The following is a 22,405-nucleotide window of genomic DNA, read 5'->3' as shown; positions in this document are numbered from 1 at the left end:
CAGGCTGGACCGGGTGGACGGGGCGCTGAGCTGGGTCGTGACCGCCATCGGCGCACTGGTCGTCCTGGCGGCGCTGCGGGACGTGTTCCACACCCTCTGGCACCCGACCGGCAGCGGCGGGCTCAGCAGCAGAGTGGCGTCCGGGGTCTGGCGGCTGTCGCGGTGGCGGCGCCGGCATGCCGGCACCGGAATGCTGGCCGGGCCGACGGCGATGGTGCTGGTGATCGTCGCGTGGGTGCTGGCCGTCGTGCTCGGCTGCTCACTGGTCTACTGGCCGCACCTGACCGACGGCTTCCTGCTGGGCGGCGAACTCGACCCGGACGGTCGGGCCGGATGGCTGGATGCCTTCTACGTCTCGATGGTCACGCTGGCGACCCTCGGGTTCGGCGACATCGTCCCCTCGGCGTCCTGGCTGAGGATCGTCGTGCCCCTGCAGGCGCTCATCGGCTTCGCGCTGCTCACCGCGTCGGTGACCTGGGTGCTGCAGATCTACCCGGCGCTGGTCCGGCGGCGGGTGCTCGCGCTGCGCCTGTCCGGCTTGCGGCTCACCTCGATCGACCGGCTGTTCGGCGACCCGCAGGGTCAGCTCGCCGCGTCACTGCTCGCCGACCTGGCCGGCGACCTGGTGCAGATCCGGGTCGACCTCACCCAGTACTCGGAGACCTACTACTTCCGGGACGGCGCGGAGGAGGCGTCGCTGGCGGCGATGCTCGGCACCGCGGTGACCCTGTACGAGGCGTCCCGGACCTCGGCGCGGCAGGACGTCCGGTTCGCCGGTGAGCTGCTGGGGAACGCCGTGGCCGACTACGCCCGGGTCCTCGACGACCAGTTCATCCAGCGGGGGAACGGGGTGGCCGCGACGCTCGAGGCGTACGCCGCCGACCACGGACACCACGTGGTGCGACCGGGGTGAGCCTCAGCTCACCGGGCGGATGGTGCGCGGCATCGCCAGCGCCATCACCAGGCCGAGGCCCAGCACCGCGGTGCTCACCCCGAAGGCCCACTGGTAGGAGAGGGCGTCGGTGAGCCAGCCGGCGACCAGTGGCCCGCAGACCGCGCCCAGGTCGGAGACCATCTGGAACACCGCGACCACCCGGCCGCTGCGCGCGGGGCTGACGTCGCCCACCACCGCGGCCGGCACGCTCGCCAGCAGCGAGGCGGCCAGCCCGAAGCTCGCCATGGACAGCAGGAACAGCCCGGTCGCCGGTGGCAGCACCAGGACGGCGAGGGACGCGGTGGCCAGCGCCGCGCCGAGCACCAGCGACGGGCGACGGCCCCAGCGGTCGGCCAGCGCTCCGGCGCGCAGCAGGCCGACCGCCTGGGCGACCGACCCGGCCAGCAGCCCCGCCCCGGCCCAGGCGACCGTCTTGCCGAGCTCCTCGGTCACGTACAGCGGGACCAGCGAGTTGCGCACCCCGAACAGCACCCAGCCGACACCGAGGTTGGCCGCCAGCGCGGCCAGGTAGGCGCGCGACCGCAGGGCTGACCGGAGGCCGCCGCCGGCCGCCTCGGTGCCGGGGACGGTGGCCGTGTCGGCGCCGCCGCCCTGGTCCACGCCCGGGGACACCGCCTCGGCCGGGGAGTCGGGCACCGGGCGCCGCGGGGCCCGGAGCAGCACCAGGGCGACCGCCCCGGCGACCAGCAGGAAGCCGGCGTAGACGAAGAACGGCAGCCGCGGGGAGATCTCGGCGAGGAAGCCGCCGGCGCCCGGACCGGCGATGCCGCCGAGGATGAAGCCGCCCTGGTAGGTGGCGGCGGCCCGGCCGCGCTGCGCCGCGGGTGCGGTGCGCAGCAGCAGCGACAGCGCGGCCACGGTGAACATCGCGCTGCCCACGCCGCCGGCCGCGCGCAGCGCCACGAACACCGGGTAGCTCCCGGCGAGCCCGGCCGCGCCGGTGGTGACCGCGACGATCAGCAGCCCGGCCGCCAGCACCACCCGCTCCCCGATCCGCTCGACCAGCGAGCCACCGGCGAACGCTGAGACGAACCGGAAGAAGGCGAAGGCGCTGATCGCGAAGCCGACCGCCGTCGTGCCGACGCCGTAGGAGCGGGCGAACAGCGGGATCGCCGGCGCGACCACGCCGAAGCCGAGCGCGACGACGAAGGCGACGACGGCGAGCACGCCGACCTCGCGGGGCAGTGCGGTCTCCCCGCGGTGGCGTCGCACGAGGAGCGATCCTGACACGGCCCCGCGGGCGTTACGGCGTGAGCACCAGTCGGCCGGCGACGTCGCCGGTGCGGAGCCGGTCGAGCGCGTCGTTGACCTGGCTCAGCGGCAGCGTCCCGGCCACCGGGGGAGCGAGCTGGCCGGCCGCGGCGAGGGCCACGGCCTGCTCCAGCTCGGCGAGGGTGTTGCCCACGCTGGAGACGACCCGCTGCTCGGCGACGACCATCGCCAGCGGGCTGACGGTGAGGGAGTCGGCGCTGTACCCGACCAGGGCCAGCCGGCCGCGCCGGCCGAGCACGGCGGTGGACAGCTCCAGCGTGGCGGTGACGCCGGCCAGCTCCACGACGACGTCGGCGCCCTGGCCCCCGGACAGCCGCGCCACGGTGTCGGCCAGCTCGGCGGGGGCCACCGCCGCCGTCGCCCCGGCCGCGCGCGCGGCGGCGCGCCGGGCGTCGTCCCGGCTGACCGCGACGACGGTCGCGCCCCGACGGCGGGCCTCCTGCACCGTGGCCAGCCCGACCCCGCCGCTGCCCATGACGACCAGCAGGTCACCGGGTTCCACGGCGGCCTCGGTCAGCGCGTGCACGGCCGTGGTGCCGGCGCAGCACAGCGGGGCGGCCTGCTCGAACGACAGCTCGTCGGGCAGTCGCACCAGGCAGTGCGCGGGGACGACGAGCTGCTCGGCGAAGGCGCCGTCCGCGGCGAAGGCGAGCACCCCGCGCGGGGCCAGGCAGAGGTTCTGCCGTCCCCGCAGGCACCAGCGGCACGCGCCGCAGAAGAGGTAGTAGTAGACGGCCACCCGGTCGCCCGGGGCCCAGCCGGTGACCGCGGAGCCGACCGCCTGGACCGTGCCGGCGGCCTCGTGGCCCAGCGTCATCGGCGTCTTCGCCGGCTCGTAGAGCCCGTCGGTGAAGTGCAGTTCGGTGCCGCAGACGCCGGCGGCGCCGATGCGCACGCGCACCTCGTCCGGGCCGGGTTCGGGCACCGGGACGTCGTCCAGGGCCAGTGGCTGGTGCGCCGCGTGGAAACGGGCAGCGAGCATCGGGCAGCTCCCTCCGCCGGTGCGAACCGGATCAGGTTGGACGGTCGGCGGGGGTCGTCCGCCGTCTCAGCCCGCGCCCGGGCTCCCGTGTGCAGCGGAGAACCTACCCGGCGTCCTCCAGCGGCTCGACGCGGCGGAGGAACGAGCGGATGGCCAGGTGATGCGAGAGCGGCTCCCGGTGGTCGTCGCACGCCGTCCAGACCTTCTCCCGGTCCGGGGTGTGCAGCTTCGGGTTGTTCCAGACCAGCCGCCAGCGGGCCTGGTCGGTGCAGCCCTTGCCCGAGCAGATCACCGGGTTCGTCGTGTCGGTCACCGGTCGAGTGTGCCGGGTGGCATGCCGGACGGACCGCCGGCTCCGCGGTGCTCACCGGCCGCTCCCGTGCGCCGCCCCGCGCACGGTTCCGTTCCGCGGGACCGGGTACGTGCACGCCATGACTGAGACCAAGCCGCTCGCCCTGGTCACCGGTGCCTCCAGCGGCATCGGGCTGGAGCTCGCCAAGCAGTTCGCCCAGCACGGCTACGACGTCGTGGTGAACGCCGAGGACCACACCATCGACACCGCCGCCGCGAAGGTGCGCGCCGGGGGCACCGAGGTGATCCCCGTCCAGGCCGACCTGCGCACCCCGGAGGGCGTCGCCCAGCTGTGGAGCCGGGTGCAGGGCCTCGGGCGGCCGCTGCACGCTGCCGCGCTCAACGCCGGCGTCGGCCGTGGTGGCGCCTTCGTCGACACCGACTGGGCCGACGACCTCGAGGTCATGCAGCTCAACGTCGTCTCCACCGCCGCGCTGCTGAAGCTGGTGCTGGTCGAGATGACCGGCCGCAACGAGGGCCGGGTGCTGGTGACCTCCTCGATCGCCTCGACCATGCCCGGGGCCTACCAGCCGGTCTACAACGCGTCGAAGTCCTTCGTGCAGTCGCTGACCGAGGCCGTGCAGCAGGAGCTCAAGGACTCCGCCGTCACCGTCACCTCGCTGATGCCCGGCCCCACGGACACCGACTTCTTCCGTCGTGCCGACCTGGAGGACACCGCGATGGGCAAGGGCCCGAAGGACGGTGCGGCCGAGGTCGCCGAGCAGGGCTTCGAGGCGATGATGAAGGGGGAGAAGCAGGTCGTCGCCGCCTCGCTGATGACCAAGGCGCAGGGCGCGATGAACAAGGTCCTGCCGGATGCCTTCAAGACCTCCGCCCACGAGGCGATGGCGAAGCCGCGCGACTGACCTCCCGCTCGACCGCTCCGCACGACGCCCCTCCCGGTCCGCCGGCAGGGGCGTCGTCCGGTTCGGGCTTCCGCCCAGCGGACGCCACCGCAGCGCCGGAGCGGGGGAGGGCTGGCACAGTGAGTGCATGGACGACGTCGTCATCTGTTCCCCGGTGCGCACGCCCGTCGGCCGCATGGGCGGGGTGTTCGCCGGCCTGAGCGCCAACCAGCTCGCCGCCACCACCCTGCGGGCCCTCGCCGAGCGGACCGGCCTGGCCGAGGGCGAGGTCGACGACGTCGTGCTCGGCCACTGCAACCCCAGCGGCGAGAACCCGGCCATCGGCCGCATCGCCGCCCTCGACGCGGGCCTCGGCGTCCAGGTGCCCGGGCTGCAGATCGACCGGCGCTGCGGCTCCGGGCTCCAGGCGGTCATCTACGCGGCCATGCAGGTGGCCTCGGGCGCCGGGACGGTCGTCATCGCCGGCGGCGTGGAGTCGATGAGCAACGTCGAGCACTACGCACTCGGGCTGCGCACCGGCGCGAAGGGGGACGGCGTGATGCTGCACGACCGCCTGGCCCGCGCCCGCGAGACCGCGGGCGGCGTCGACCACCCGGTGCCCGGCGGCATGCTGGAGACCGCGGAGAACGTGCGCCGCGAACACGGCATCGACCGGCTCGAGCAGGACGCGTGGGCGCTCCGCTCGCAGCAGGCCGCCGGCGCCGCGATCCGCGAGGGCCGGTTCAAGGACGAGATCATCGGCGTCGAGGTCCCCGGCACGCGGAAGACCCCCGCCCGCGTCGTTCTCGAGGACGAGCACCCGCGGCCGGACACGACCATGGAGGACCTGGCGAAGCTCCGGCCGGTGATGGGCCGGGTCGACCCCGAGGCGACGGTCACCGCCGGCAACGCCTCCGGGCAGAACGACGGCGCCGCGGCGTGCGTCGTCACCACCCGGGCCGAGGCCGACCGGCGGGGCTGGGAGCCGTTCGTCCGGCTGGTCGGCTGGTCGGTGGCCGGGGTGCCGCCGGAGACGATGGGCATCGGCCCGGTCCCGGCGACCGCCGCCGTCCTGGAGCGGACCGGTCTGACGCTGGCCGATCTGGACCTGATCGAGCTCAACGAGGCGTTCGCCAGCCAGGTGCTGGCCTGCCTGCAGGCCTGGGGTCTGGGGGCCGACGACCGCGAGCGGGTCAACGTCAACGGCTCGGGCATCTCCCTGGGCCACCCGGTCGGCGCCACCGGCGCCCGCATCCTCGCCACCCTGGCCCACGAGATGCGCCGGCGCGAGGCCCGCTACGGCCTGGAGACGATGTGCATCGGCGGCGGGCAGGGGCTGGCCGCCGTCTTCGAGCGGGTGAGCTGAGCCGCACCGGGCCATGAGCCGGGCAGGGAGGGCAGCCGCGTGGCTGTCCGCCCTGCTCGGGTTCGGCTCCGCGGCGGTCAGCGACTACTGACCGCCGGGGGCACCGCAGCGTGGCCGTCGTCGCGACGCGCGGTCAGCGGGGCGGTGCCGTGGAGGCGCGCTCGACCAGCACCGGCTCGACGAGCTCCTCGCGGCTCACCGGATAGGCGCTCTCGGTGCCGGTCAGCTGGGCCAGCAGCACGGCCGCCGCCCGCTCCGCGAGCAGGTCGGCCCGGTTGTCGACCGTGGTGATGGGCGGGCTCCACCACGCCCACGAGGGCTCGTCCTCGGTGCCGATCACCGAGAGCTGGTCCGGCACCCGGACACCGGCGGCGGTGACCGCCTGCAGCACGCCCAGGGACGCCTCGTGGTTGCTGACCAGCAGCGCCGTGGGAGGCGTGGCGAGCCCGAGCAGCGCCGCCGCCGCGTCCTGGCCGAAGCCGGCGACGAACGGCCCGCGGGCGACCAGCTCCGGGTCGACCGGAACGCCTGCCGCGGCCATCGCCTCCCGGAAGCCGGCGTCGCTGAGCCTCCCGGAGGTGACCTCCGGCTGGCCCTGCACCACCCCGATCCGGACGTGCCCGAGCCCGAGCAGGTGCTCGGTGCCCAGCCGGGCCGAGGTGCGGTAGTCCGACATCACCGACGGGGCCAGCGACCCGGGCACCTCGCGGTTCATCGTCACCACCGCCCGGCCGTCGGCGACCAGGGCGTTGACCAGCTCGGTGTTCGACCCCGAACCGGCGACGACGAGCCCGTCGAAGTGGTGCGCGCGGGCCGTCTGCAGGAACGCCGCCTCGCGGGCCGGATCACCCCCGGTCGTGCAGACCAGCACCTGGTAGCCATGCCCGGCGGCCCAGTTCTGCAGCGTCTCCGCGATGGTGTGGAACGTGGCGTTGCGCAGGTTGTTGACCACCAGGCCGAGCAGCCCCGAGCGCCGCGTGCGCAGCGCGCTGGCCATCCGGTTCGGCTGGTACTGCAGCGCGGCGGCGGCGGCCTCGACCCGGGCCCGCGTGCTGGGCAGCACCGCGGGGTGACCGGAGAGCGCCCGGCTGGCGGTGCTGGTGCTGACCCCCGCGTAGGCCGCGACGGAGGACAACGTTGCAGACACGACTCACGACTATAGGTACCAGTTCATGATCGTTCCGTCAGCGCCGGAGGCGCCCCGGAACGGGATCGTCGGACCCTGCCCCTAGCGTCGTCGGCAGCTCCTCCGCCGGGGGAGGGAACGGGGGCGCGGTGTACGAGATCGACGGCGGGCTGGTGGTCAGCGCGAGCGACCTGACCGGCTTCCTGGAGTGCGAGCACCTCACCCGGCTCTCGCTGGAGGTGGCGCGCGGCGAGCGCGTCCGGCCTCCCGCCGTCGACCCGATGACCGAGCTGGTCGCCGCCCACGGCATCGAGCACGAGGCCCGGCACCTCCAGCGGCTGCGCGACCGCGGGCTGTCCGTCGCCGAGATCGCCGCCCCCACCGGCAAGGACCCGGCGGCCCTGCGCCGTGCGCAGGCCGAGACGCTCGCCGCCATGCGCGCCGGCGCCGACGTCGTCTACCAGGCCACCTTCACCGACGGCACCTGGCGGGGGCACGCCGACTTCCTGCTCAAGCGCACCGACCGGGTCAGCGACCTGGGCCCCTGGGCCTACGACGTCGCCGACACCAAGCTGGCCCGCCGGATCAAGGTGCCCGCCCTCCTGCAGATGGCCCTCTACGGCGACCTGCTCGCGTCCCTGCAGGGCACCCCGCCGGAGCTGCTCACCGTCGTCACCGGCGACCAGCAGGAGCTCGTCTTCCGCTACACCGACGCGGAGGCGTACACCCGCAGCACCCGGCAGCGCTTCCTCGCCCGGCTGGACGACGGCGAGCTCGCGCCGCCCTACCCGAACGCGCACTGCGGCGTCTGCCCGTGGCGGGAGACGTGCACCGGACGCTGGCGCGGCGAGGACTCCCTGTCGCTGGTGGCGTTCATGCGCCGCGACCACGCCCTCGCCCTGACCGACGCCGGCATCGTCACGGTGCGCGCCCTCGCCGAGCGCAGCCCCGACGAACTGCCCGACGCGATCGGCCGCACCTCCCGGGAGCGGCTCACCCAGCAGGCGCGGCTCCAGGTGGCCGAGCGCGACACCGGCCGGCCCTCCTACGAGTTCCTGCCCCGCGAGCCCGGCCGCGGGTTCGAGCTGCTGCCCCCGCCGAGCAGCGGTGACCTCTTCTTCGACATCGAGGGCGACCCGTTCGCCGGCGAGACCGGGCTGGAGTACCTCTGGGGGGTCCTCGACACCGCCGGCGGGTTCACCGCCCACTGGGGCTGCGACCCCACCGGGAACGAGCACGCGGCCGCCGAGCAGCGGGCCTTCGAGGCGCTGGTCGACCAGCTGACCGCGGCGCACGCCGCCGACCCGACGATGCACGTCTACCACTACGCGCCCTACGAGCCGACCCGGCTGAAGACCCTCTCCGCCCGGCTGGGCACCCGGGAGGCCGAGGTCGACCGGCTGCTGCGGGCCGACGTCCTGGTCGACCTCTACGCGGTGGTCCGGCAGGGGCTGCGGCTGAGCAAGGAGTCGTACTCGATCAAGCAGCTGGAGGACTACTACCGGGGCTCCACCCGCGCCCACGGTGCCGAGGTCTCCGACGCCGGGGAGAGCATCGTCGCGTTCGAACGCTGGCTGGCCACCCGGGACCAGGGGCTGCTGGACCAGATCGAGCACTACAACCGCGACGACTGCGTCTCCACCCGGCAGCTGCGCGACTGGCTGGAGGAGCGCCGCACCGAACTGCTCCGGTCCGGCGCCGAGCTGCGCCGACCCGCCGACGGCGACCCCGACGCGTCCGCCGAGGCCGTCGCGGCGCAGGTGCTGCGCGAGGAGCTCGAGGTGCGGCTGACCGCCGGGCTGCCGCCGGTCGGGCGCACCGCCGAGGAGGAGGCCACCTGGCTGCTCGCCCAGCAGCTGGGCTGGCACGCGCGGGAGGCGCGGTCGGCCTGGTGGGAGTACTTCCGTCTGCGCGACCTCCCCGCCGACGACCTCGAGCGGGAGACCGCCGCGCTCGGGCCGCTGACCGACGCCGACTTCCTCGGTGCCCAGCGGCGCTCGCAGCACTGGCGGTACGCCTTCCCGCCGCAGGAGACGAAGGTGTCGGCCGGGTCCCGGTTCGAACACCTGCTGCCGGCCGCGGACGGCTCGCGGGTCACCAGCACGGTCGTCGACGTCGACCCGACCGCCGGCTGGGTGGTGCTCGCCCGCGGGACGGCGATGGCCGCCGAGCACCCCACCGGCCTGCTGCCGACCGCCCCACCCAGCGACGCGCTGTTCCGGGCCGCGCTGGCCGGCCTGGGCGAGCAGGTCGCGGCCACCGGCATCGACGCCGACGGCCCGCACCGGGCCGCCCGTGACCTGCTGCTGCGGCGTCCGCCCCGGCTGGTCACCGGCACCCGGCTGCGCGAGCCGGGGGAGGAGCCGGGTGCCGCGGTGCGCCGGCTGGCTGCGGCCCTCGACGGCGGGGTGCTGGCGGTGCAGGGGCCGCCGGGTGCGGGCAAGACCCACACCGGCGCCCGGGCGGTCGTCGACCTGATCCGGGCCGGCCGACGGGTCGGGCTGACCGCCTCCAGCCACAAGGTGATCGGCAATCTGCTCGACGCGGTGATGGCCGCGGCCCGGGAGGCCGGGACCCCGGTCCGCGCGCTCCAGAAGGCCGACGACGTGCAGCGCTGCAGCGACCGCGACGTGCAGTGCGTCAGCACCAACGGTCAGGTGGTCGACGCCCTGGACGGCGGCGACGTCGACCTGGTCGCCGGCACCGCGTGGCTGTTCGCCCGCGAGGAGCTCGCCGGCCGGCTCGACGTGCTGGTGGTCGACGAGGCGGGTCAGCTGTCGCTGGCCAACACCCTGGCGGTCAGCCGCGCCGCCCGGAACCTGCTGCTGCTCGGTGACCCGCAGCAGCTGCGGCAGCCCGGCCGGGGCATCCACCCCGACGGCGCCGACGTCTCGGCGCTCGAGCACGTGCTCGGCGCCGACGAGGTGCTCCCGGCCGACCGCGGCGTCTTCCTCGACCGCTCCTGGCGGATGGCGCCCGCCCTGTGCTCGGTGGTCAGCGCCCTCGCCTACGACGGGCAGCTCCAGCCGGCGTGGGTGACCGCCGACAACGAGCTCGATGCGCCACCACGCTGGGCGGCGCCGGCCGGCATCGGCTGGATCCCCGTGGCGCACGAGGGCAACGGCGCCGCCTCGGTCGAGGAGGCCGCGGTCGTCGCGGAGCTGGTCGGTGACCTGATGGGCCGTCCCTGGCGGGCGGGCGGCCGGGAGCGGGTGATGGGCCAGGCCGACGTCCTCGTGGTCACGCCGTACAACGCGCAGGTCAACCAGGTGCGCAGCGCGCTGGCCGCCGCCGGGCTCGGCGGGGTGGAGGTCGGCACCGTCGACAAGTTCCAGGGACGTGAGGCCGCGGTGACGGTGTTCTCGCTGGCGGCGTCCAGCGGTGCCCACGTGCCGCGACGGCTGGAGTTCCTGCTCGACCGGCACCGGCTCAACGTCGCGCTGTCCCGGGCGAAGACCGTCGCCTACCTGGTGGGCAGCCCCGCGCTGCTCACCTCGCCGGTGCACACCCCCGAGCAGCTCCGGCTGGTCAACGGCCTGTGCCGGCTGGTGGAGGTCGCCACCGGCACGTCGCCGCCGCGACGTTCGGTGGCCGGGGGGCGCTGAGCGCGAGCGGCCCGGAGGGGGCCGAGTCGGGCCGTGCGGGGTGCAACGGTGGGCAGCGCCGGGCGGGGATAGGGCCGAGGGGCAGCGGTTCCGGGCAGACGGTTCCCCCGGGCGGTTGGTTAGGCTAACCTCACCAACGTCCGGTCGCGGAAGCGCCGGTCTGCCGAACCGGGAGGGCACCATGAGCACGGCGACGACCGAACGTCCCGCCCGCACTGCCTCAGCAGCGGCCTCCGCCCCGACCGCGGCTCCCGAGTACCGCTTCTTCCCCGTGCGGGTCGCCCGCGTCCAGCGGCTCAGCCCCACCTTCCTGCGGCTCACCCTGGCCGGGCCGGCGCTGACCGGCTTCGGCGTCGGTGGCGCCGACCAGCGGATCAAGCTGGTCATCTCCCGCGACGGCACCCCCGCCGAGGAGCTGCTCACCGACGGGCCCGGCTGGTACCAGGACTACTGCGCGCTGCCCGACGACCGACGGCCCCACCTGCGCACCTACACGGTGCGCGACGCCCGCCCGGAGCTGGGCGAGGTGGACGTCGACGTCGCGCTGCACGGCATCGACGACGGCCACGCCGGCCCGGCCGCCTCCTGGGCCGCCGCCGCCGTTCCCGGCGACCGGATCGTCCTCCTCGGCCCCGACCGGCCGGGAACCGGGCGCGCCTGGGGTGTCGAGTGGGCGCCGCCGGCCGACGGCACGCTCTTCCTGGCCGGTGACGAGACCGCGGTCCCGGCGATCAGCGCGATCGTCGAGGCGCTGCCTGCCGGTCGCCGCACGATCGCGGTGCTGGAGGTCCCGGTCGCCGGCGACGTCCTCTCCCTCACCGTCCCGGCCGGGGTGGAGGTCCGCTGGCTGGTCCGCGGCGGGCGCGCCCGCGGCGAGGCGCTCGGCCCGGCCGTGCACGCCGCGCTGTGCGAGCTGGGCGTCGCCAAGCCCACCGCCGGTCAGGAGCCCGAGGACGTCGACCTGGAGAGCGGGATCCTCTGGGAGGTCCCCGAGGCGGGCCCCGACGGCTGCTACGCCTGGCTCGCCGGGGAGGCCGGGATGGTCAAGAAGCTGCGCCGCCGGCTGGTGCGCGATCTCGGCGTCCCGCGCACCTCGGTGGCGTTCATGGGCTACTGGCGGATCGGCGCGGCGGAAGGCGGCTGAGCGGAGCCGCCCCGGTGGCTCTACCGTCAGGATGTGCTGCGGACCCTGCTGCTCCTGCTGGCCCTGGTGGTGCTCGTCTGGATCGCGCTGACCGTGGTCGGCTGGGTGCTCAAGGGGCTGTTCTGGCTCGCCGTCGTCGCCCTGGCCGTGGCCGCCGGCACCGCCGTGCTCGGCTCGTCCCGGCGGGGCTGACCCGGTGACCGTGCTGCTGGTCGACGTCGCCAACGTGCTCGGCTCCCGCCCCGACGGCTGGTGGCGGGACCGCGCCGGCGCGACGGCCCGGCTGCTGGACCGGCTCGCCGCGCTGCGGACGGCGACCCTCGACGCACCGGACGGCGGGCAGGTCACCGTCACCCAGTTGGTCGCCGTCGTCGAGGGACAGGCGCGGGACGTCGAGGCGCCGGGCGGGCTGCGGCTCGTCCGCGCCGCGGGCAGCGGCGACGACGCGCTCGCCGCGACCGCCGGGGAGCTCGCCGACGAGGCCGACGACCTGCTCGTGGTGACCGCCGACCGAGGTCTGCGCGCGCGGCTGCCGGCGGCGGCCCGGGTCACCGGCCCCGGCTGGCTGCTGGCCGCGGCAGACTCCGCGGCCGGGCAGGACCAGGCGCCGTGACCGACCCCGCCGCTCGGCCCCTGACCGACCGACCCGCCGCGGTCCGATCCGCCGCCGACCTGGCCGCCACCGCGCTGGCCGCCGTCCGCCCCGAGCACCTGCCCGCCCGCACCCCGTGCGCCGACTTCGACGTTCGCGCGCTGCTGGACCACCTGGCCTGGGCGGCGCTGATCGCCCAGCGGTCGGCCACCCGGATGCCGCTCGACCCGCCGGCCCCGGGCCGGCCCGCGCCCTTCCTCGACGGGCTGCTCCCTGAGCAGTGGGCGGCGGCGATCGTCCCGGAGCTCGACGCCGCCGCCGACGCCTGGGCCGACCCGGCTGCGTGGGAGGGCGACACGGTGCTGGGTGGCGCCCCGCTGCCCGCTGCCGTCGTGGGGTCGCTGATGCTCACCGAGTTCGTGGTGCACGGCTGGGACCTGGCCAGAGCCGTGGACGCGCCGCTGGTCGTCCCGGCGGGCCTGGCCCGGAGCACCCTCGCCGCGGTCGAGCAGCTCGCGCCGATGGGCCGGGACGGCGGCTGGTACGGGCCCGCCGTCCCGGTGCCGGCCGACGCCGACCCGCTGGACCGCGCGCTGGCGCTGACCGGCCGCGACCCCGACCGGCGGGGCTGACCCGGCTCAGGCCCAGGTGGGGATGCGCACCTGCTTGAGCCGGGTCGAGCGGCGCCGCCCCGGCAGGCACGCGGCCAGGGCGACCAGCACGGCCGCGCCGTCCTCGATGGCGGCGGCCTGCCAGTCGGGCATCAGCCGCCCGGCCCACCGCCGCCAGGCGACACCGCCGTAGGAGCCGGCCAGCGCGCCGGCGATCCCGGCGGCCGCGGGCAGGGCGGCGTTCGCCCCGGCCCGCCGGGCCAGCAGCGCCCCGCCACCGGCGCCACTCACCAGCCGGCCCGGCAGCGCCTGCGCGCTGGTGCGCGCCGGGATGCCCGGCTGCTTGTCCGCGTAGACCTCCCCGCCCACCGACGCCAGGGAGGCGAGCTTCTTCAGCGCCCCAGTGTCCTGCGCGGTCAGCGTCGGCGCGGCGATGCCGAGCGAGCTGCGGCCTCCGGCGGCCACCCCGAGCAGCAGCGATCGGCACACCAGCCCGGCGCGCGCCCGCTGCCGGGGGAGGACGCGCTCCCGCGGGGTCGGCAGCCCGGACACCACCGCCTGCACGGTCGCCCCGTAGGCCAGGTGCGGCAGCGCGTCGGCGAGCCAGTCCGGGCTGCTCCACGTCGTCGGGTCGTCGACCCCCAGCGCGGCCACCGGGAGGTTCGTGGCCGCGCTGGACGCGGCGCCCTTGACCACCGCGCCCACCGGGAACGACAGCCTCACCCCGGCGGACCGGACGACGCTGGACACGACGCCCAGCGCCATGCCGTTGGCGATCCCGCTGAGGGCACCCAGAGCGGTGCGACGGGACTCCCGCTCCCGGCCGTTGCCGGTGATCGGGGTACCGGCCGCGCGGGCCAGCGCGTCGGCGGTCCGGTCGGGGAGGTCGCTGGCCGGCCGGCCGCGCACGGCCATGTCCAGCCAGGTGACGGCGTTGAGGGCGGTGGTCCCGGCGGCGCCGGCGAGGAGGCCGCGGGTGAAGGTCCCGGTCATGCCCTGACCCTGCGCGGGGATCCGGTGACCGGCAACCGCAGGGCCGGGTGGGCCCGGTGGGGCGGCAGCGTGGGCGCTCTCACCACGTCAGGACCCGCAACGCACCCGTCCGGGTGGCACCGTGGACGACAGCGCCCGAGGTCGTGTGCTCCCCGACCCCCGCCAGCCGTTCCGCGGTGCTGCGCGTCCACTCCCCGAAGGTCTGCCATGGTCCTGCCTGTCCCCACCCGTCTCCGCGATCGGGCCCCCGCCGCTCTGCTGCGCTCGGCGGCGAGCCGGGCCGCGCTGTCCTCCGTCCCGCCCGCGGCACCGCCCACGCTGCGCCGGCTGCAGGTCGCCGTCGCGGTCCTGTTCGGCCTCGACGGCTTCGTCTTCGGCAGCTGGGCCGCCCGGGTGCCCGACGTCAGCGCCGCCACCGGCGCGGGCCACACCGCCCTGGGCGTCGCGCTGCTGTGCCTCTCACTGGGCGCGCTGGCCTGCATGCAGGCCACCGGCGGGCTGTGCGCCCGGTTCGGCACCGGGCGGGTGGCGGCGCTGGCCGGCGTGGCCGCCAGCGTCAGCGCCGTCCTGCCCGGGCTGGCCGGCTCGGTGCCGGCCCTGTGCGCCGGGCTGCTCCTGTTCGGGGCCGTCACCGGTGCGGTGAACGTCGCCGCCAACAGCGTCGGGGTGCAGGTGGAGGGGCGGGCCGGCCGGCCGCTGCTGTCCGGCCTGCACGCGGCCTTCAGCGGTGGCGGGCTGCTCGGTGCGCTGATCGGTGGGCTGGCCTCGGCCGTGACCGGCGTGGCACCGCACCTGGCCGCCGTGGCGATCGCCGGGCTCGTCGCGATGGCGTGGGCCGGACCGGTGCTCGTCCGCGGCGACGTCGTCCAGCCGGTGGCCGACCCGCTCGCCGACGTCGCCGACGTCACGCGCGGACGCCGACCGACCGGTGTCCTGGTGCTGCTCGGCGCGGTGGCCGGTGCGACCGCGTACGGCGAGGGCGCGCTGAGCGACTGGGGTGCCCTGCACCTGCGCGAGCAGTTGTCCGCCGCGCCCGCACTCGCTGCCGCCGGGTATGCCGGCTTCTCCTCCGCGATGGCCGCCGGCCGGCTGGCCGGCGGCCGGCTGGTGCTCGCCCTCGGCGAGCGGCGCCTGCTGGTCGGGGGCTCGCTGCTGGCCGCGGCCGGCGCCCTCGCCGCGGTGACGACGACGTCGCTGCCGATCGCGCTGGCCGGCTTCGTGGTCGTCGGTCTCGGGCTGGCCAACGTCTTCCCGCTGGCGATCGCCCGGGCCGGTGCCCTCGGCGGCCCCTCGGGCGTGGCGCTGTCCACCACGGTCGGGTACACCGGGCTGCTCGGTGGCCCGCCGGTGATCGGCTTCCTCGCCGAGCACGCCGGGCTGCCCGCGGCGCTGGGCACCGTGGCGCTGGTGGCGGTGCTGGCTGCCGTTCTCGTCCTGGGCATCGAGGGCGAGCAGGTGCGGCGCCCGGTGCTGCCCCGGCGGGGCTGGGCGCAGCCGGTGGCGTTCGGGCGGCGTCCGGTGGCGGTCGTGCTGCGTCCGGTCGGAGGCGTGCTGCGCCCGGCCGCGGTCCGCGCGCACGTCGGTGTGTGCAGCTACGTGCACGACCTGCGGCTGCTCGAGGTCGGCTGACCGGGGCCCGCCCATCGCGTCCGGCCGCGGGTCCGTCGAGCCGTGCGTGAACTCGGTGTTCCGATCTCTCGCACCCCGTTGACCGGCGGGGGCCGGGGGAACACGCTGGCTCCCGCCTCACCCGGGGGCCACGAGCCGGAGGACCGCGATGACCGTCGAACCCGCACCCGCCCGAGCACCGCACGGACCCGGGCGGGGGGTCGAGGCGGAGACCGTCGACGCCGGCTACCTCGAGCGCAGGCAGCTCCGCGGCGGGACGGCGGGGTGGGTCCTGCTGGCCGGCCTCGGTGTCGCCGCGGTCATCTCCGGTGACTACGCCGGATGGAACTTCGGGCTGGCCGAAGGCGGCTTCGGCGGGCTGCTGATCGCCGTCGTCCTGATGGCGGTCATGTACTCGGCGATGGTCTTCGGCCTGGCCGAACTGGGCTCCGCGCTGCCGACCGCCGGCGGCGGCTACACCTTCGCCCGCCGGGCGCTGGGCCCCTGGGGTGGCTACGCGACCGGCGTGGCGGTGCTCATCGAGTACGCGATCGCCCCGGCGGCGATCGCCACCTTCATCGGTGCCTACGTGGAGTCGCTGGGGCTGTTCGGCATCACCGACGGCTGGTGGGTCTACCTCGTGGTCTATGCGCTGTTCATCGGCATCCACCTGCTCGGCGTCGGCGAGGCGCTGAAGGTGATGCTGGGGATCGCCGCGGTGGCCGTGGCCGGGCTGGTGCTCTACCTGGTCGGGGCGGTGCCCGCCTTCGACGCCGGCAACCTCACCGACATCGCGCCCACCGACGCCGCCGGCGCCTCGGAGTTCCTGCCCTTCGGCCTGATGGGCGTCTGGGCGGCCTTCCCGTTCGCCATCTGGTTCTTCCTCGCGGTCGAGTGCGTGCCGCTGGCCGCCGAGGAGGCCCGCGACCCCGCCCGGTCCATGCCGCGCGGCATCGTCGCGGCGATGGGCCTGCTGCTGGTGCTGGCCGTGCTGATGCTGGTGTTCACCGCCGGGGCCGGCGGCGCGCAGACGATGTCGGCCAGCGGCAATCCCCCGGTGGAGGCGCTCGAGGTCGCCGGTGCGTCCAGCGGCCTCACCACGGTGATCAACTACGCCGGCCTGGTCGGGCTGGTCGCCAGCTTCTTCTCGATCATCTACGCGTACTCGCGGCAGACCTTCGCGCTCTCCCGCGCCGGCTACCTGCCCCGTGCCCTGTCGGTGACCAACGGGCGCAAGGCGCCGGTGCTCGCGCTGCTCGTCCCGGGCGTGGTCGGCTTCCTGCTCTCGCTGACCGGGCAGGGCGCCATGCTGCTGAACATGGCCGTCTTCGGCGCCACGGTGTCCTACGTGCTGATGATGGTCAGCCACATCGTGCTGCGCCGCCGCGAGCCGGACCTGTCGCGGCCCTACCGCACACCCGGCGGCACGGTCACCACCGGCGTGGCCCTGGTGCTGGCCGCCGCCGCGGTGATCGCCACCTTCCTCGTCGACCGCACCGCAGCCCTCTGGACCCTCGGCGCGTTCCTCGCCTTCCTGGCCTACTTCGCCCTCCACAGCCGGCACCACCTCGTCGCCTCCGCGCCCGAGGAGGAGTTCGAGCTGCTGGCCGCCGCGGAGGAGGACGTGCGATGACCGTCCGCCGGACCACCCTGGGCGGACGCACCTTCGAGTTCCGCTCGCTGGCCGACCTGCTGGCCAAGGCCACTCCGCACCGCTCCGGTGACGTGCTCGCCGGGGTGGCGGCGGAGTCCGCGGCGCAGCGGGTCGCCGCCCAGTACGTGCTGGCCGACCTGCCGCTGGCCACCTTCCTCACCGAGCAGGTGGTCGGCTACGACGAGGACGACGTCACCCGGCTGATCCTGGACACCCACGACCCGGCTGCCTTCGCCCCCGTCGCGTCGCTGACCGTGGGGGAGTTCCGCGACTGGCTGCTGGCCCGCGCGGCGGAGCGGGACGAGGCGGCGATCTCCGCCCTGGCCCGCGGCCTCACCCCGGAGATGGTCGCGGCGGTGTCCAAGCTGATGCGGAACGCCGACCTGGTCGCCGTCGCCCGCCGCACCCGGGTGGTCACCGGGCTGCGCAGCACGCTGGGGCTGCCGGGGCGGCTCGCCTCCCGGCTGCAGCCCAACCACCCCACCGACGACCCGGTCGGCGTCACCGCCGGCGTGCTCGACGGACTGCTGCACGGCTGCGGCGACGCGGTCATCGGGATCAACCCGGCCACCGACTCCCCGGCGCAGACCGTCGAGCTGCTCGAGCTGCTCGACGCGGTGATCAGCCGCTACGAGATCCCCACCCAGTCCTGCGTGCTCGCCCACGTGACGACGACGCTGCGGGCGCTGGAGGCCGGCGCCCCGGTGGACCTGGTCTTCCAGTCGGTGGCCGGCACCCAGGCCGGCAACCGCGGGTTCGGCGTCACCCTCGACCTGCTCGCCGAGGCCCGGGCGGGCGCGCTGGAGCTGGGCCGGGGCACCGTCGGGCGCAACGTCACCTACTTCGAGACCGGCCAGGGCTCGGCGCTGTCGGCCGACGCCCACCACGGCGTCGACGGCCCGGTCGACCAGCAGACCCTGGAGTGCCGCGCCTACGGGGTGGCCCGGCGGTTCGAGCCGCTGCTGGTGAACACCGTCGTCGGCTTCATCGGCCCGGAGTACCTCTACGACGGCAAGCAGGTGGTGCGCGCCGGGCTGGAGGACCACTTCTGCGGCAAGCTGCTCGGCCTGCCGATGGGCGTCGACGTCTGCTACACGAACCACACCGACGTCGACGGCGACGACACCGACACCCTCACCCTGCTGCTCGGCGCGGCGGGCTGCGCCTTCGTCATCGCCGTCCCGGGGTCGGACGACGTGATGCTGCACTACCAGTCGCTGTCGTTCCAGGACGTGCTGACCGCCCGGTCGGTGCTGGACCTGCGGCCGGCGCCGGAGTTCGAGGCGTGGCTGGCGCGGATGGACCTGCTCGACGACGCCGGCCGGGTGCGGGAGCTGACCGCCGACGCCCCCGCCGCCCGCGCCCTGCTGGCGGCGGCCCGATGACCACCCCCGACCGCCAAAATGGCCATTTCGGCGGAGCTGAGGCCCGCCACAATGGCCATTTCGGCGAGGCTGAGGACCCGTGGGGGGTGCTGCGGAACGCGACCCGGGCGCGGGTGGCGCTGGGCCGCGCCGGTGACGCGCTGCCCACCGCCCGGGAGCTGGAGTTCCGCGCCGCGCACGCCGCCGCCCGCGATGCCGTGCACACCCCGCTGGACGGCGACCGGCTGTGCGCCGCGCTGACCGCGGCCCGCGTCGACCTGGACGTGCTGGAGGTGCACAGCGCCGCACCCGACCGGACCACCTACCTGCAGCGCCCCGACCTCGGCCGCCGCCTGGCGGAGGGGACGACGCTGCCCGGCGGCGCGCACGACCTGGCGCTGGTGATCGCCGACGGGTTGTCGCCGCGGGCGGTGCACGACCACGCGGCCGGCACCGTGGCGGCGGTGCTCGACCGGCTGCCCGGCTGGTCGGTGGCGCCGCTGGTGGTGGCGTCCCAGGCGCGGGTGGCCCTGGGCGATCCGATCGGCGCGGCGATCGGCGCGGCGGCCGTGGTCGTGCTGGTGGGGGAGCGGCCCGGGCTCTCCTCCGCCGACAGCCTCGGCCTCTACCTGACCTGGGGCCCGCGGCCGGGCCGGGCCGACTCCGAGCGCAACTGCATCTCCAACGTCCGCCCGCCGCACGGGCTCGGCTACGCGGAGGCGGCCGACACCCTGGCCGGGCTGCTGCACGCCGCCCGCGCGCTGGGCGCCTCCGGCGTCGCCCTCAAGGACGAGGGCGCGGCCCTGCCACCGGGGGTCGGCTGACCGGTCAGTCCGCCGGCGTGGCCTCCGGGATCCGGGGGTCCAGCTCGTCGTCCCGCGGCGGGTTCTTCCACTCGACCAGCAGCAGTGACGCGTCGTCGCTGGTCCGCCCGGCGCGGGCGGCCATCAGGGCGTGCGACAGCCGGCGCACGGTCTCCGCGCAGCTCAGCCCGGCGCGGGTGTGCTCCTCCAGCAGCGCCTGCAGCCGGGCCTCCCCGAACTGCTCCCCGCCGTCGAGCCGCTCCTCGACCACCCCGTCGGTGAAGAACAGCAGCCGGTCCCCGGCCTCCAGACGGACCGACCGCGACTGCGGGTGTCCGGCACCCAGGCCCACCGGCCGGCTGACCGGACCGGTCAGCTCGCCGATCACGCGGCCGCGGCGCACCCACAGGGCGGCCGGGTGGCCGGCGTTGACCCAGGTGAACTGCCCGGTCCGGGTGTCCAGCCGACCGAGCTGGGCGGTGGCGAACCGGCCCGGGAACGAGTCGGCGACCACCTGGTCCATCTCGGCGTAGATCCCCTCCAGTGGCGCGTCGGCCCGCCGCCCGTGCCGGTGGGCGCCGACGACGACGGTGGCCATGGTCGCCGCGTCGAGGCCGTGGCCCATGGCGTCGACGACGGCCACGTGCAGCAGGTGCTCGTTCAGGGCGTAGTCGAAGGCGTCCCCACCGACCTCGTAGGCGGGCTCGAGCACCCCGGCCAGGTCGACGTCCGGGGTCGTCATCATCAGCGGGGGCAGGGTCTGCCACTGCAGCTGCGCCGCCAGGGTCATCGGCCGGGTCTTGCGCGCTTGAATGAAGGTGTCGGTGTAGTCGGACTTGGTCACCACCATGTCGGCCACCAGCCCGGCCAGTCGCTGGGCCAGCCGGCGGTCGTGGTCGTCGAGGCGGGGCAGGGTCAGGGACAGCACCCCGACCCGGTCGGAGCCGTCGAGCATCGGGAGGTGCAGCCGCACCGCACCGCCGGGTTGCCGCACCTCGACCGGGGCGTTGGTGGTGAACGCCCGTCCGACGTCACTGCCGTCGATGCGCACCGGGTCGCCGACCAGGCCCCGGCCGGTCAGCGGCTGGAGCCACACCTGGTCGTAGTCCTGCAGGTGGATGCTCACGTCGCGGGCGCCGGCGATGCCCGCCTCCTGGGCCACGAGCGGGCCCACCAGCCGCGGGGGGATGAGGTGGGCCCGGTCGAGCAGCGCGCCCAGCAGCCGCTCACCGACGCTCTCGGTGCTCGGGTGCTGCTGTCCGGGTTCGCCGAAGCCGCCGCCGTTCGTCACCCGAAGACCATGATCGCCGGGCAGGCGGGGCAAACACGACCGTCGGTGATGGCGCGATCACACGCCCGCGGGGTCGGCGGGGGTCGTCCGGGGCAGCCGGCGCAGCGGACCGATGCGCATGACCGAGCTGAGCAGCGCCTCCATCGGGTGCCGCTGGGGCCGCTGCACCTCGGCCGGCCAGTCCGGCACCATGTCCGGGTCGGCGGGAGCGGCCTCCGCCTCGGCCACCCGGCCCTGCAGCCGGGCCCGCACCTCCTCGGCGGTGTACGACCGGCGGTGCCGCTCGTGGCGCAGCAGCACCGCCCCGGTGGCGGCAACCCCGGCGATTCCGGCGACTCCGAGCAGCTTCCCGACCCGCATGACCCCGTACCGTAGTGGTGTGGCTCACAATCGCACCGGGTTCGTGCGTGGCACCTCCGCGCGGGCCCTCTCGTTGCACGAGGCCGGCGAGCTGACCCGGACCGGCGACGTGTGGGTGTTCCGCGGTGGCTCGCTGGCCGACCGCGCCGTCCAGACGGTCACCAACGCCCCGGTCAACCACGTCGGCATGGCCGTCGTCCTCGACGACCTGCCGCCGCTGCTGTGGCACGCGGAGCTCGGTCACTCGCTGGCCGACGTCTGGACCGGGCGGCACCAGCGGGGCGTGCAGCTGCACGACCTCGCCGACGCCGTCTGCGTCTGGCGGAAGCGGTACGGGCAGCAGGCATGGCTGCGCCAGCTGGTCGGCCCCGCCGACGACGGCGGGGTGACCCGGGAGATGGAGGACGCCGTGCTGCGCACCATCGCCCGGCTGGACGGCAAGCCGTTCCCCACGACGCGGGGGCTGGTCCGGGGCTGGGTCAACGGCCGGCTGCGGCGGCACGAGACCAACGACACGGTCTTCTGCGCCGAGCTGGTCGCCGCCACCTACACCGCGATGGGGCTGCTGCCGGCCGACCGGCCGCTGAGCTCCTACGACCCGGGCAGCTTCTGGTCCGGCGACGCCCTGGAGCTCGTCGACGCCCAGCTCGGCCCGGAGATCCGGGTCGACGTCGCGCTCGACGCCCCCTGCCGCTGACGCCGGTCAGTCCGGGAGGCGCCCGGCGACGTCGGCGGGGGTGAGCCGTCCGGCCAGCAGGTCCGCGGCCACCGAGTCCACCGACCGCCCGGAGGCCCACGCGTGCGCCCGCAGCAGGGCCAGCGCCGCGGGTGCGTCGACGTCCCACGCCATCGCGGACCGCCCGACCGCCTCCCAGACCGCCGCTCGCCGGGCGGCCGCCGGGGTGTGCAGCCAGCCCGGGCCGTCCTCCGCCGTCCAGGACGACCACAGCGCCGCGTCACCGAGCGCCGAGGTGATCAGCGCGCCGACCGCGAACGCGTCGAAGACGTCCAGCCGCGGCACCTCCTCGGGCTCGGCGAGGAAGACGTCGAGCACGCCCACGCCGGTCAGCGCGGACCGGAGCGGCAGGCAGACCACGCCGCGGAACGGGGTGCTGGCGAGCACGAGGTCGGCGTAGGCGGGCCAGCGCCGGTGCAGGTCGGCCGGCACCGCGAAGACCGGCTGCCCGGTGCCGTACACCGCCGCGCACGGCCCCTCGCCGGCGGTGAACTGCAGCCGCTCGGCCCGGCCCGCCTCCGGTGAGCTCGCGCCCAGCGGAGTGCGGCCCCGGGCGCCGGCTCGCACGCTGAACCCGACGCCGTCGACGGCCAGCACCCGCGCGGCTGCCAGGGCCAGCCGGTCCGGCAGCAGCTCCAGCTCGCCGGCGCCGGCCGGATCCGGCGTCTCGGCGGCCACGGCTGCCGAGAAGCGTTCCGCCAGGCTCACCCGGCCAGCCTCCCGGTAGCCGCGCCCCCGGTCCACCCG

21 protein-coding genes are annotated in these 22,405 nt (G+C 75.9%); 13 read left to right on the top strand and 8 right to left on the bottom strand.

Annotated features, from left to right (window positions below; all coding sequences use genetic code 11):
* The first annotated feature begins 13 nt into the window (after positions 1–13).
* On the top strand, positions 14–913 hold the full coding sequence (locus ACI783_RS05675) for a potassium channel family protein (RefSeq protein ID WP_457139535.1): 900 nt from the start codon (positions 14–16) through the stop codon (positions 911–913).
* A gap of 3 nt (positions 914–916) precedes the next feature.
* Here the strand turns inward: ACI783_RS05675 and ACI783_RS05670 are convergent, their stop codons facing one another.
* The 3 genes from ACI783_RS05670 to ACI783_RS05660 form a co-directional block, all read right to left on the bottom strand.
* Positions 917–2,167, bottom strand: a complete 1,251-nt coding sequence (locus tag ACI783_RS05670; protein ID WP_457139534.1) for an MFS transporter — start codon at positions 2,165–2,167, stop codon at positions 917–919.
* A gap of 31 nt (positions 2,168–2,198) precedes the next feature.
* Positions 2,199–3,209 carry an alcohol dehydrogenase catalytic domain-containing protein gene (locus tag ACI783_RS05665; protein WP_457139533.1) on the bottom strand — a complete coding sequence of 337 codons (1,011 nt, stop codon included), beginning with the start codon at positions 3,207–3,209 and terminating at the stop codon, positions 2,199–2,201.
* Between the two features lie 103 nt (positions 3,210–3,312).
* Complete coding sequence (locus tag ACI783_RS05660) at positions 3,313–3,522, bottom strand: hypothetical protein (RefSeq protein WP_457139532.1); 210 nt, start codon at positions 3,520–3,522, stop codon at positions 3,313–3,315.
* A gap of 118 nt (positions 3,523–3,640) precedes the next feature.
* Here ACI783_RS05660 and ACI783_RS05655 point away from each other — a divergent pair, with 118 nt between their 5' ends.
* Positions 3,641–4,426: an SDR family NAD(P)-dependent oxidoreductase gene (locus ACI783_RS05655; protein ID WP_457139531.1), complete on the top strand. Its 786-nt coding sequence runs from the start codon at positions 3,641–3,643 to the stop codon at positions 4,424–4,426.
* 127 nt (positions 4,427–4,553) lie between these two features.
* Positions 4,554–5,771, top strand: coding sequence for an acetyl-CoA C-acetyltransferase (locus ACI783_RS05650; protein WP_457139530.1), 1,218 nt, complete (start codon positions 4,554–4,556; stop codon positions 5,769–5,771).
* A gap of 133 nt (positions 5,772–5,904) precedes the next feature.
* On the opposite strand, the gene ACI783_RS05645 is transcribed toward ACI783_RS05650, so the two are convergent.
* The gene (locus tag ACI783_RS05645) at positions 5,905–6,918 is read right to left on the bottom strand and encodes a LacI family DNA-binding transcriptional regulator (RefSeq protein ID WP_457139529.1); all 1,014 of its coding nucleotides are present in this window, start codon (positions 6,916–6,918) and stop codon (positions 5,905–5,907) included.
* A gap of 128 nt (positions 6,919–7,046) precedes the next feature.
* Here ACI783_RS05645 and ACI783_RS05640 point away from each other — a divergent pair, with 128 nt between their 5' ends.
* The 5 genes from ACI783_RS05640 (at position 7,047) to ACI783_RS05620 (ending at position 12,870) form a co-directional block, all read left to right on the top strand.
* Positions 7,047–10,502 (top strand): TM0106 family RecB-like putative nuclease, encoded by a 3,456-nt coding sequence (locus ACI783_RS05640; protein ID WP_457139528.1) that lies wholly within the window; start codon positions 7,047–7,049, stop codon positions 10,500–10,502.
* A 181-nt stretch (positions 10,503–10,683) separates the two neighbouring features.
* A complete protein-coding gene (locus tag ACI783_RS05635) occupies positions 10,684–11,646 on the top strand; it encodes a siderophore-interacting protein (RefSeq protein ID WP_457139527.1) in 963 nt (320 codons plus the stop codon).
* A gap of 33 nt (positions 11,647–11,679) precedes the next feature.
* Positions 11,680–11,838 carry a hypothetical protein gene (locus ACI783_RS05630; RefSeq protein WP_457080599.1) on the top strand — a complete coding sequence of 53 codons (159 nt, stop codon included), beginning with the start codon at positions 11,680–11,682 and terminating at the stop codon, positions 11,836–11,838.
* 4 nt (positions 11,839–11,842) lie between these two features.
* Positions 11,843–12,259, top strand: a complete 417-nt coding sequence (locus tag ACI783_RS05625) for a hypothetical protein (RefSeq protein WP_457139526.1) — start codon at positions 11,843–11,845, stop codon at positions 12,257–12,259.
* On the top strand, positions 12,256–12,870 hold the full coding sequence (locus tag ACI783_RS05620) for a TIGR03086 family metal-binding protein (RefSeq protein ID WP_457139525.1): 615 nt from the start codon (positions 12,256–12,258) through the stop codon (positions 12,868–12,870). Before ACI783_RS05625 ends, ACI783_RS05620 begins: the two co-directional genes overlap by 4 nt.
* A 6-nt stretch (positions 12,871–12,876) precedes the next feature.
* Here ACI783_RS05620 and ACI783_RS05615 read toward each other — a convergent pair whose 3' ends face one another.
* Positions 12,877–13,842, bottom strand: coding sequence for a hypothetical protein (locus tag ACI783_RS05615; protein WP_457139524.1), 966 nt, complete (start codon positions 13,840–13,842; stop codon positions 12,877–12,879).
* Positions 13,843–14,049: 207 nt separating this feature from the next.
* Between ACI783_RS05615 and ACI783_RS05610 the strand changes: the two genes are divergently transcribed.
* The 4 genes from ACI783_RS05610 to eutC all read left to right on the top strand — a co-directional run bounded on the left by ACI783_RS05610 (position 14,050) and on the right by eutC (position 19,292).
* A complete protein-coding gene (locus tag ACI783_RS05610; protein WP_457139523.1) occupies positions 14,050–15,471 on the top strand; it encodes an MFS transporter in 1,422 nt (473 codons plus the stop codon).
* A gap of 148 nt (positions 15,472–15,619) precedes the next feature.
* Positions 15,620–17,083, top strand: coding sequence for an ethanolamine permease (gene eat, locus ACI783_RS05605; protein ID WP_457139522.1), 1,464 nt, complete (start codon positions 15,620–15,622; stop codon positions 17,081–17,083).
* A complete protein-coding gene (locus ACI783_RS05600) occupies positions 17,080–18,489 on the top strand; it encodes an ethanolamine ammonia-lyase subunit EutB (protein ID WP_457139521.1) in 1,410 nt (469 codons plus the stop codon). Before eat ends, ACI783_RS05600 begins: the two co-directional genes overlap by 4 nt.
* Positions 18,486–19,292, top strand: a complete 807-nt coding sequence (gene eutC / locus ACI783_RS05595; RefSeq protein WP_457139520.1) for an ethanolamine ammonia-lyase subunit EutC — start codon at positions 18,486–18,488, stop codon at positions 19,290–19,292. The genes ACI783_RS05600 and eutC overlap by 4 nt, the downstream gene beginning before the upstream one ends.
* 4 nt (positions 19,293–19,296) lie before the next feature.
* Here eutC and ACI783_RS05590 read toward each other — a convergent pair whose 3' ends face one another.
* Positions 19,297–20,562, bottom strand: a complete 1,266-nt coding sequence (locus ACI783_RS05590; RefSeq protein WP_457139519.1) for a PP2C family protein-serine/threonine phosphatase — start codon at positions 20,560–20,562, stop codon at positions 19,297–19,299.
* Positions 20,563–20,619: 57 nt separating this feature from the next.
* Complete coding sequence (locus ACI783_RS05585; RefSeq protein ID WP_457139518.1) at positions 20,620–20,922, bottom strand: hypothetical protein; 303 nt, start codon at positions 20,920–20,922, stop codon at positions 20,620–20,622.
* A gap of 19 nt (positions 20,923–20,941) precedes the next feature.
* Between ACI783_RS05585 and ACI783_RS05580 the strand changes: the two genes are divergently transcribed.
* Positions 20,942–21,619 carry a hypothetical protein gene (locus tag ACI783_RS05580; protein WP_457139517.1) on the top strand — a complete coding sequence of 226 codons (678 nt, stop codon included), beginning with the start codon at positions 20,942–20,944 and terminating at the stop codon, positions 21,617–21,619.
* A gap of 6 nt (positions 21,620–21,625) precedes the next feature.
* Here the strand turns inward: ACI783_RS05580 and ACI783_RS05575 are convergent, their stop codons facing one another.
* Positions 21,626–22,366 (bottom strand): GAF domain-containing protein, encoded by a 741-nt coding sequence (locus ACI783_RS05575; RefSeq protein WP_457139516.1) that lies wholly within the window; start codon positions 22,364–22,366, stop codon positions 21,626–21,628.
* Positions 22,367–22,405 lie beyond the last annotated feature (39 nt).

Source organism: Modestobacter sp. SYSU DS0511 (genome assembly GCF_054050755.1).
Note: the sequence above shows the minus strand (reverse complement) of the source record. Positions and strands in the feature narration are given on the sequence as shown.

Excerpts from the sequence above, each read along its gene's own strand:
- eat (WP_457139522.1), top strand. The coding sequence starts at position 15,620 with ATGACCGTCGAACCCGCACCCGCCCGAGCACCGCACGGACCCGGGCGG.
- ACI783_RS05615 (WP_457139524.1), bottom strand. The coding sequence starts at position 13,842 with ATGACCGGGACCTTCACCCGCGGCCTCCTCGCCGGCGCCGCCGGGACC.
- ACI783_RS05655 (WP_457139531.1), top strand. The coding sequence starts at position 3,641 with ATGACTGAGACCAAGCCGCTCGCCCTGGTCACCGGTGCCTCCAGCGGC.
- ACI783_RS05600 (WP_457139521.1), top strand. The coding sequence starts at position 17,080 with ATGACCGTCCGCCGGACCACCCTGGGCGGACGCACCTTCGAGTTCCGC.
- ACI783_RS05585 (WP_457139518.1), bottom strand. The coding sequence starts at position 20,922 with ATGCGGGTCGGGAAGCTGCTCGGAGTCGCCGGAATCGCCGGGGTTGCC.
- ACI783_RS05610 (WP_457139523.1), top strand. The coding sequence starts at position 14,050 with ATGGTCCTGCCTGTCCCCACCCGTCTCCGCGATCGGGCCCCCGCCGCT.
- eutC (WP_457139520.1), top strand. The coding sequence starts at position 18,486 with ATGACCACCCCCGACCGCCAAAATGGCCATTTCGGCGGAGCTGAGGCC.
- ACI783_RS05650 (WP_457139530.1), top strand. The coding sequence starts at position 4,554 with ATGGACGACGTCGTCATCTGTTCCCCGGTGCGCACGCCCGTCGGCCGC.
- ACI783_RS05665 (WP_457139533.1), bottom strand. The coding sequence starts at position 3,209 with ATGCTCGCTGCCCGTTTCCACGCGGCGCACCAGCCACTGGCCCTGGAC.
- ACI783_RS05635 (WP_457139527.1), top strand. The coding sequence starts at position 10,684 with ATGAGCACGGCGACGACCGAACGTCCCGCCCGCACTGCCTCAGCAGCG.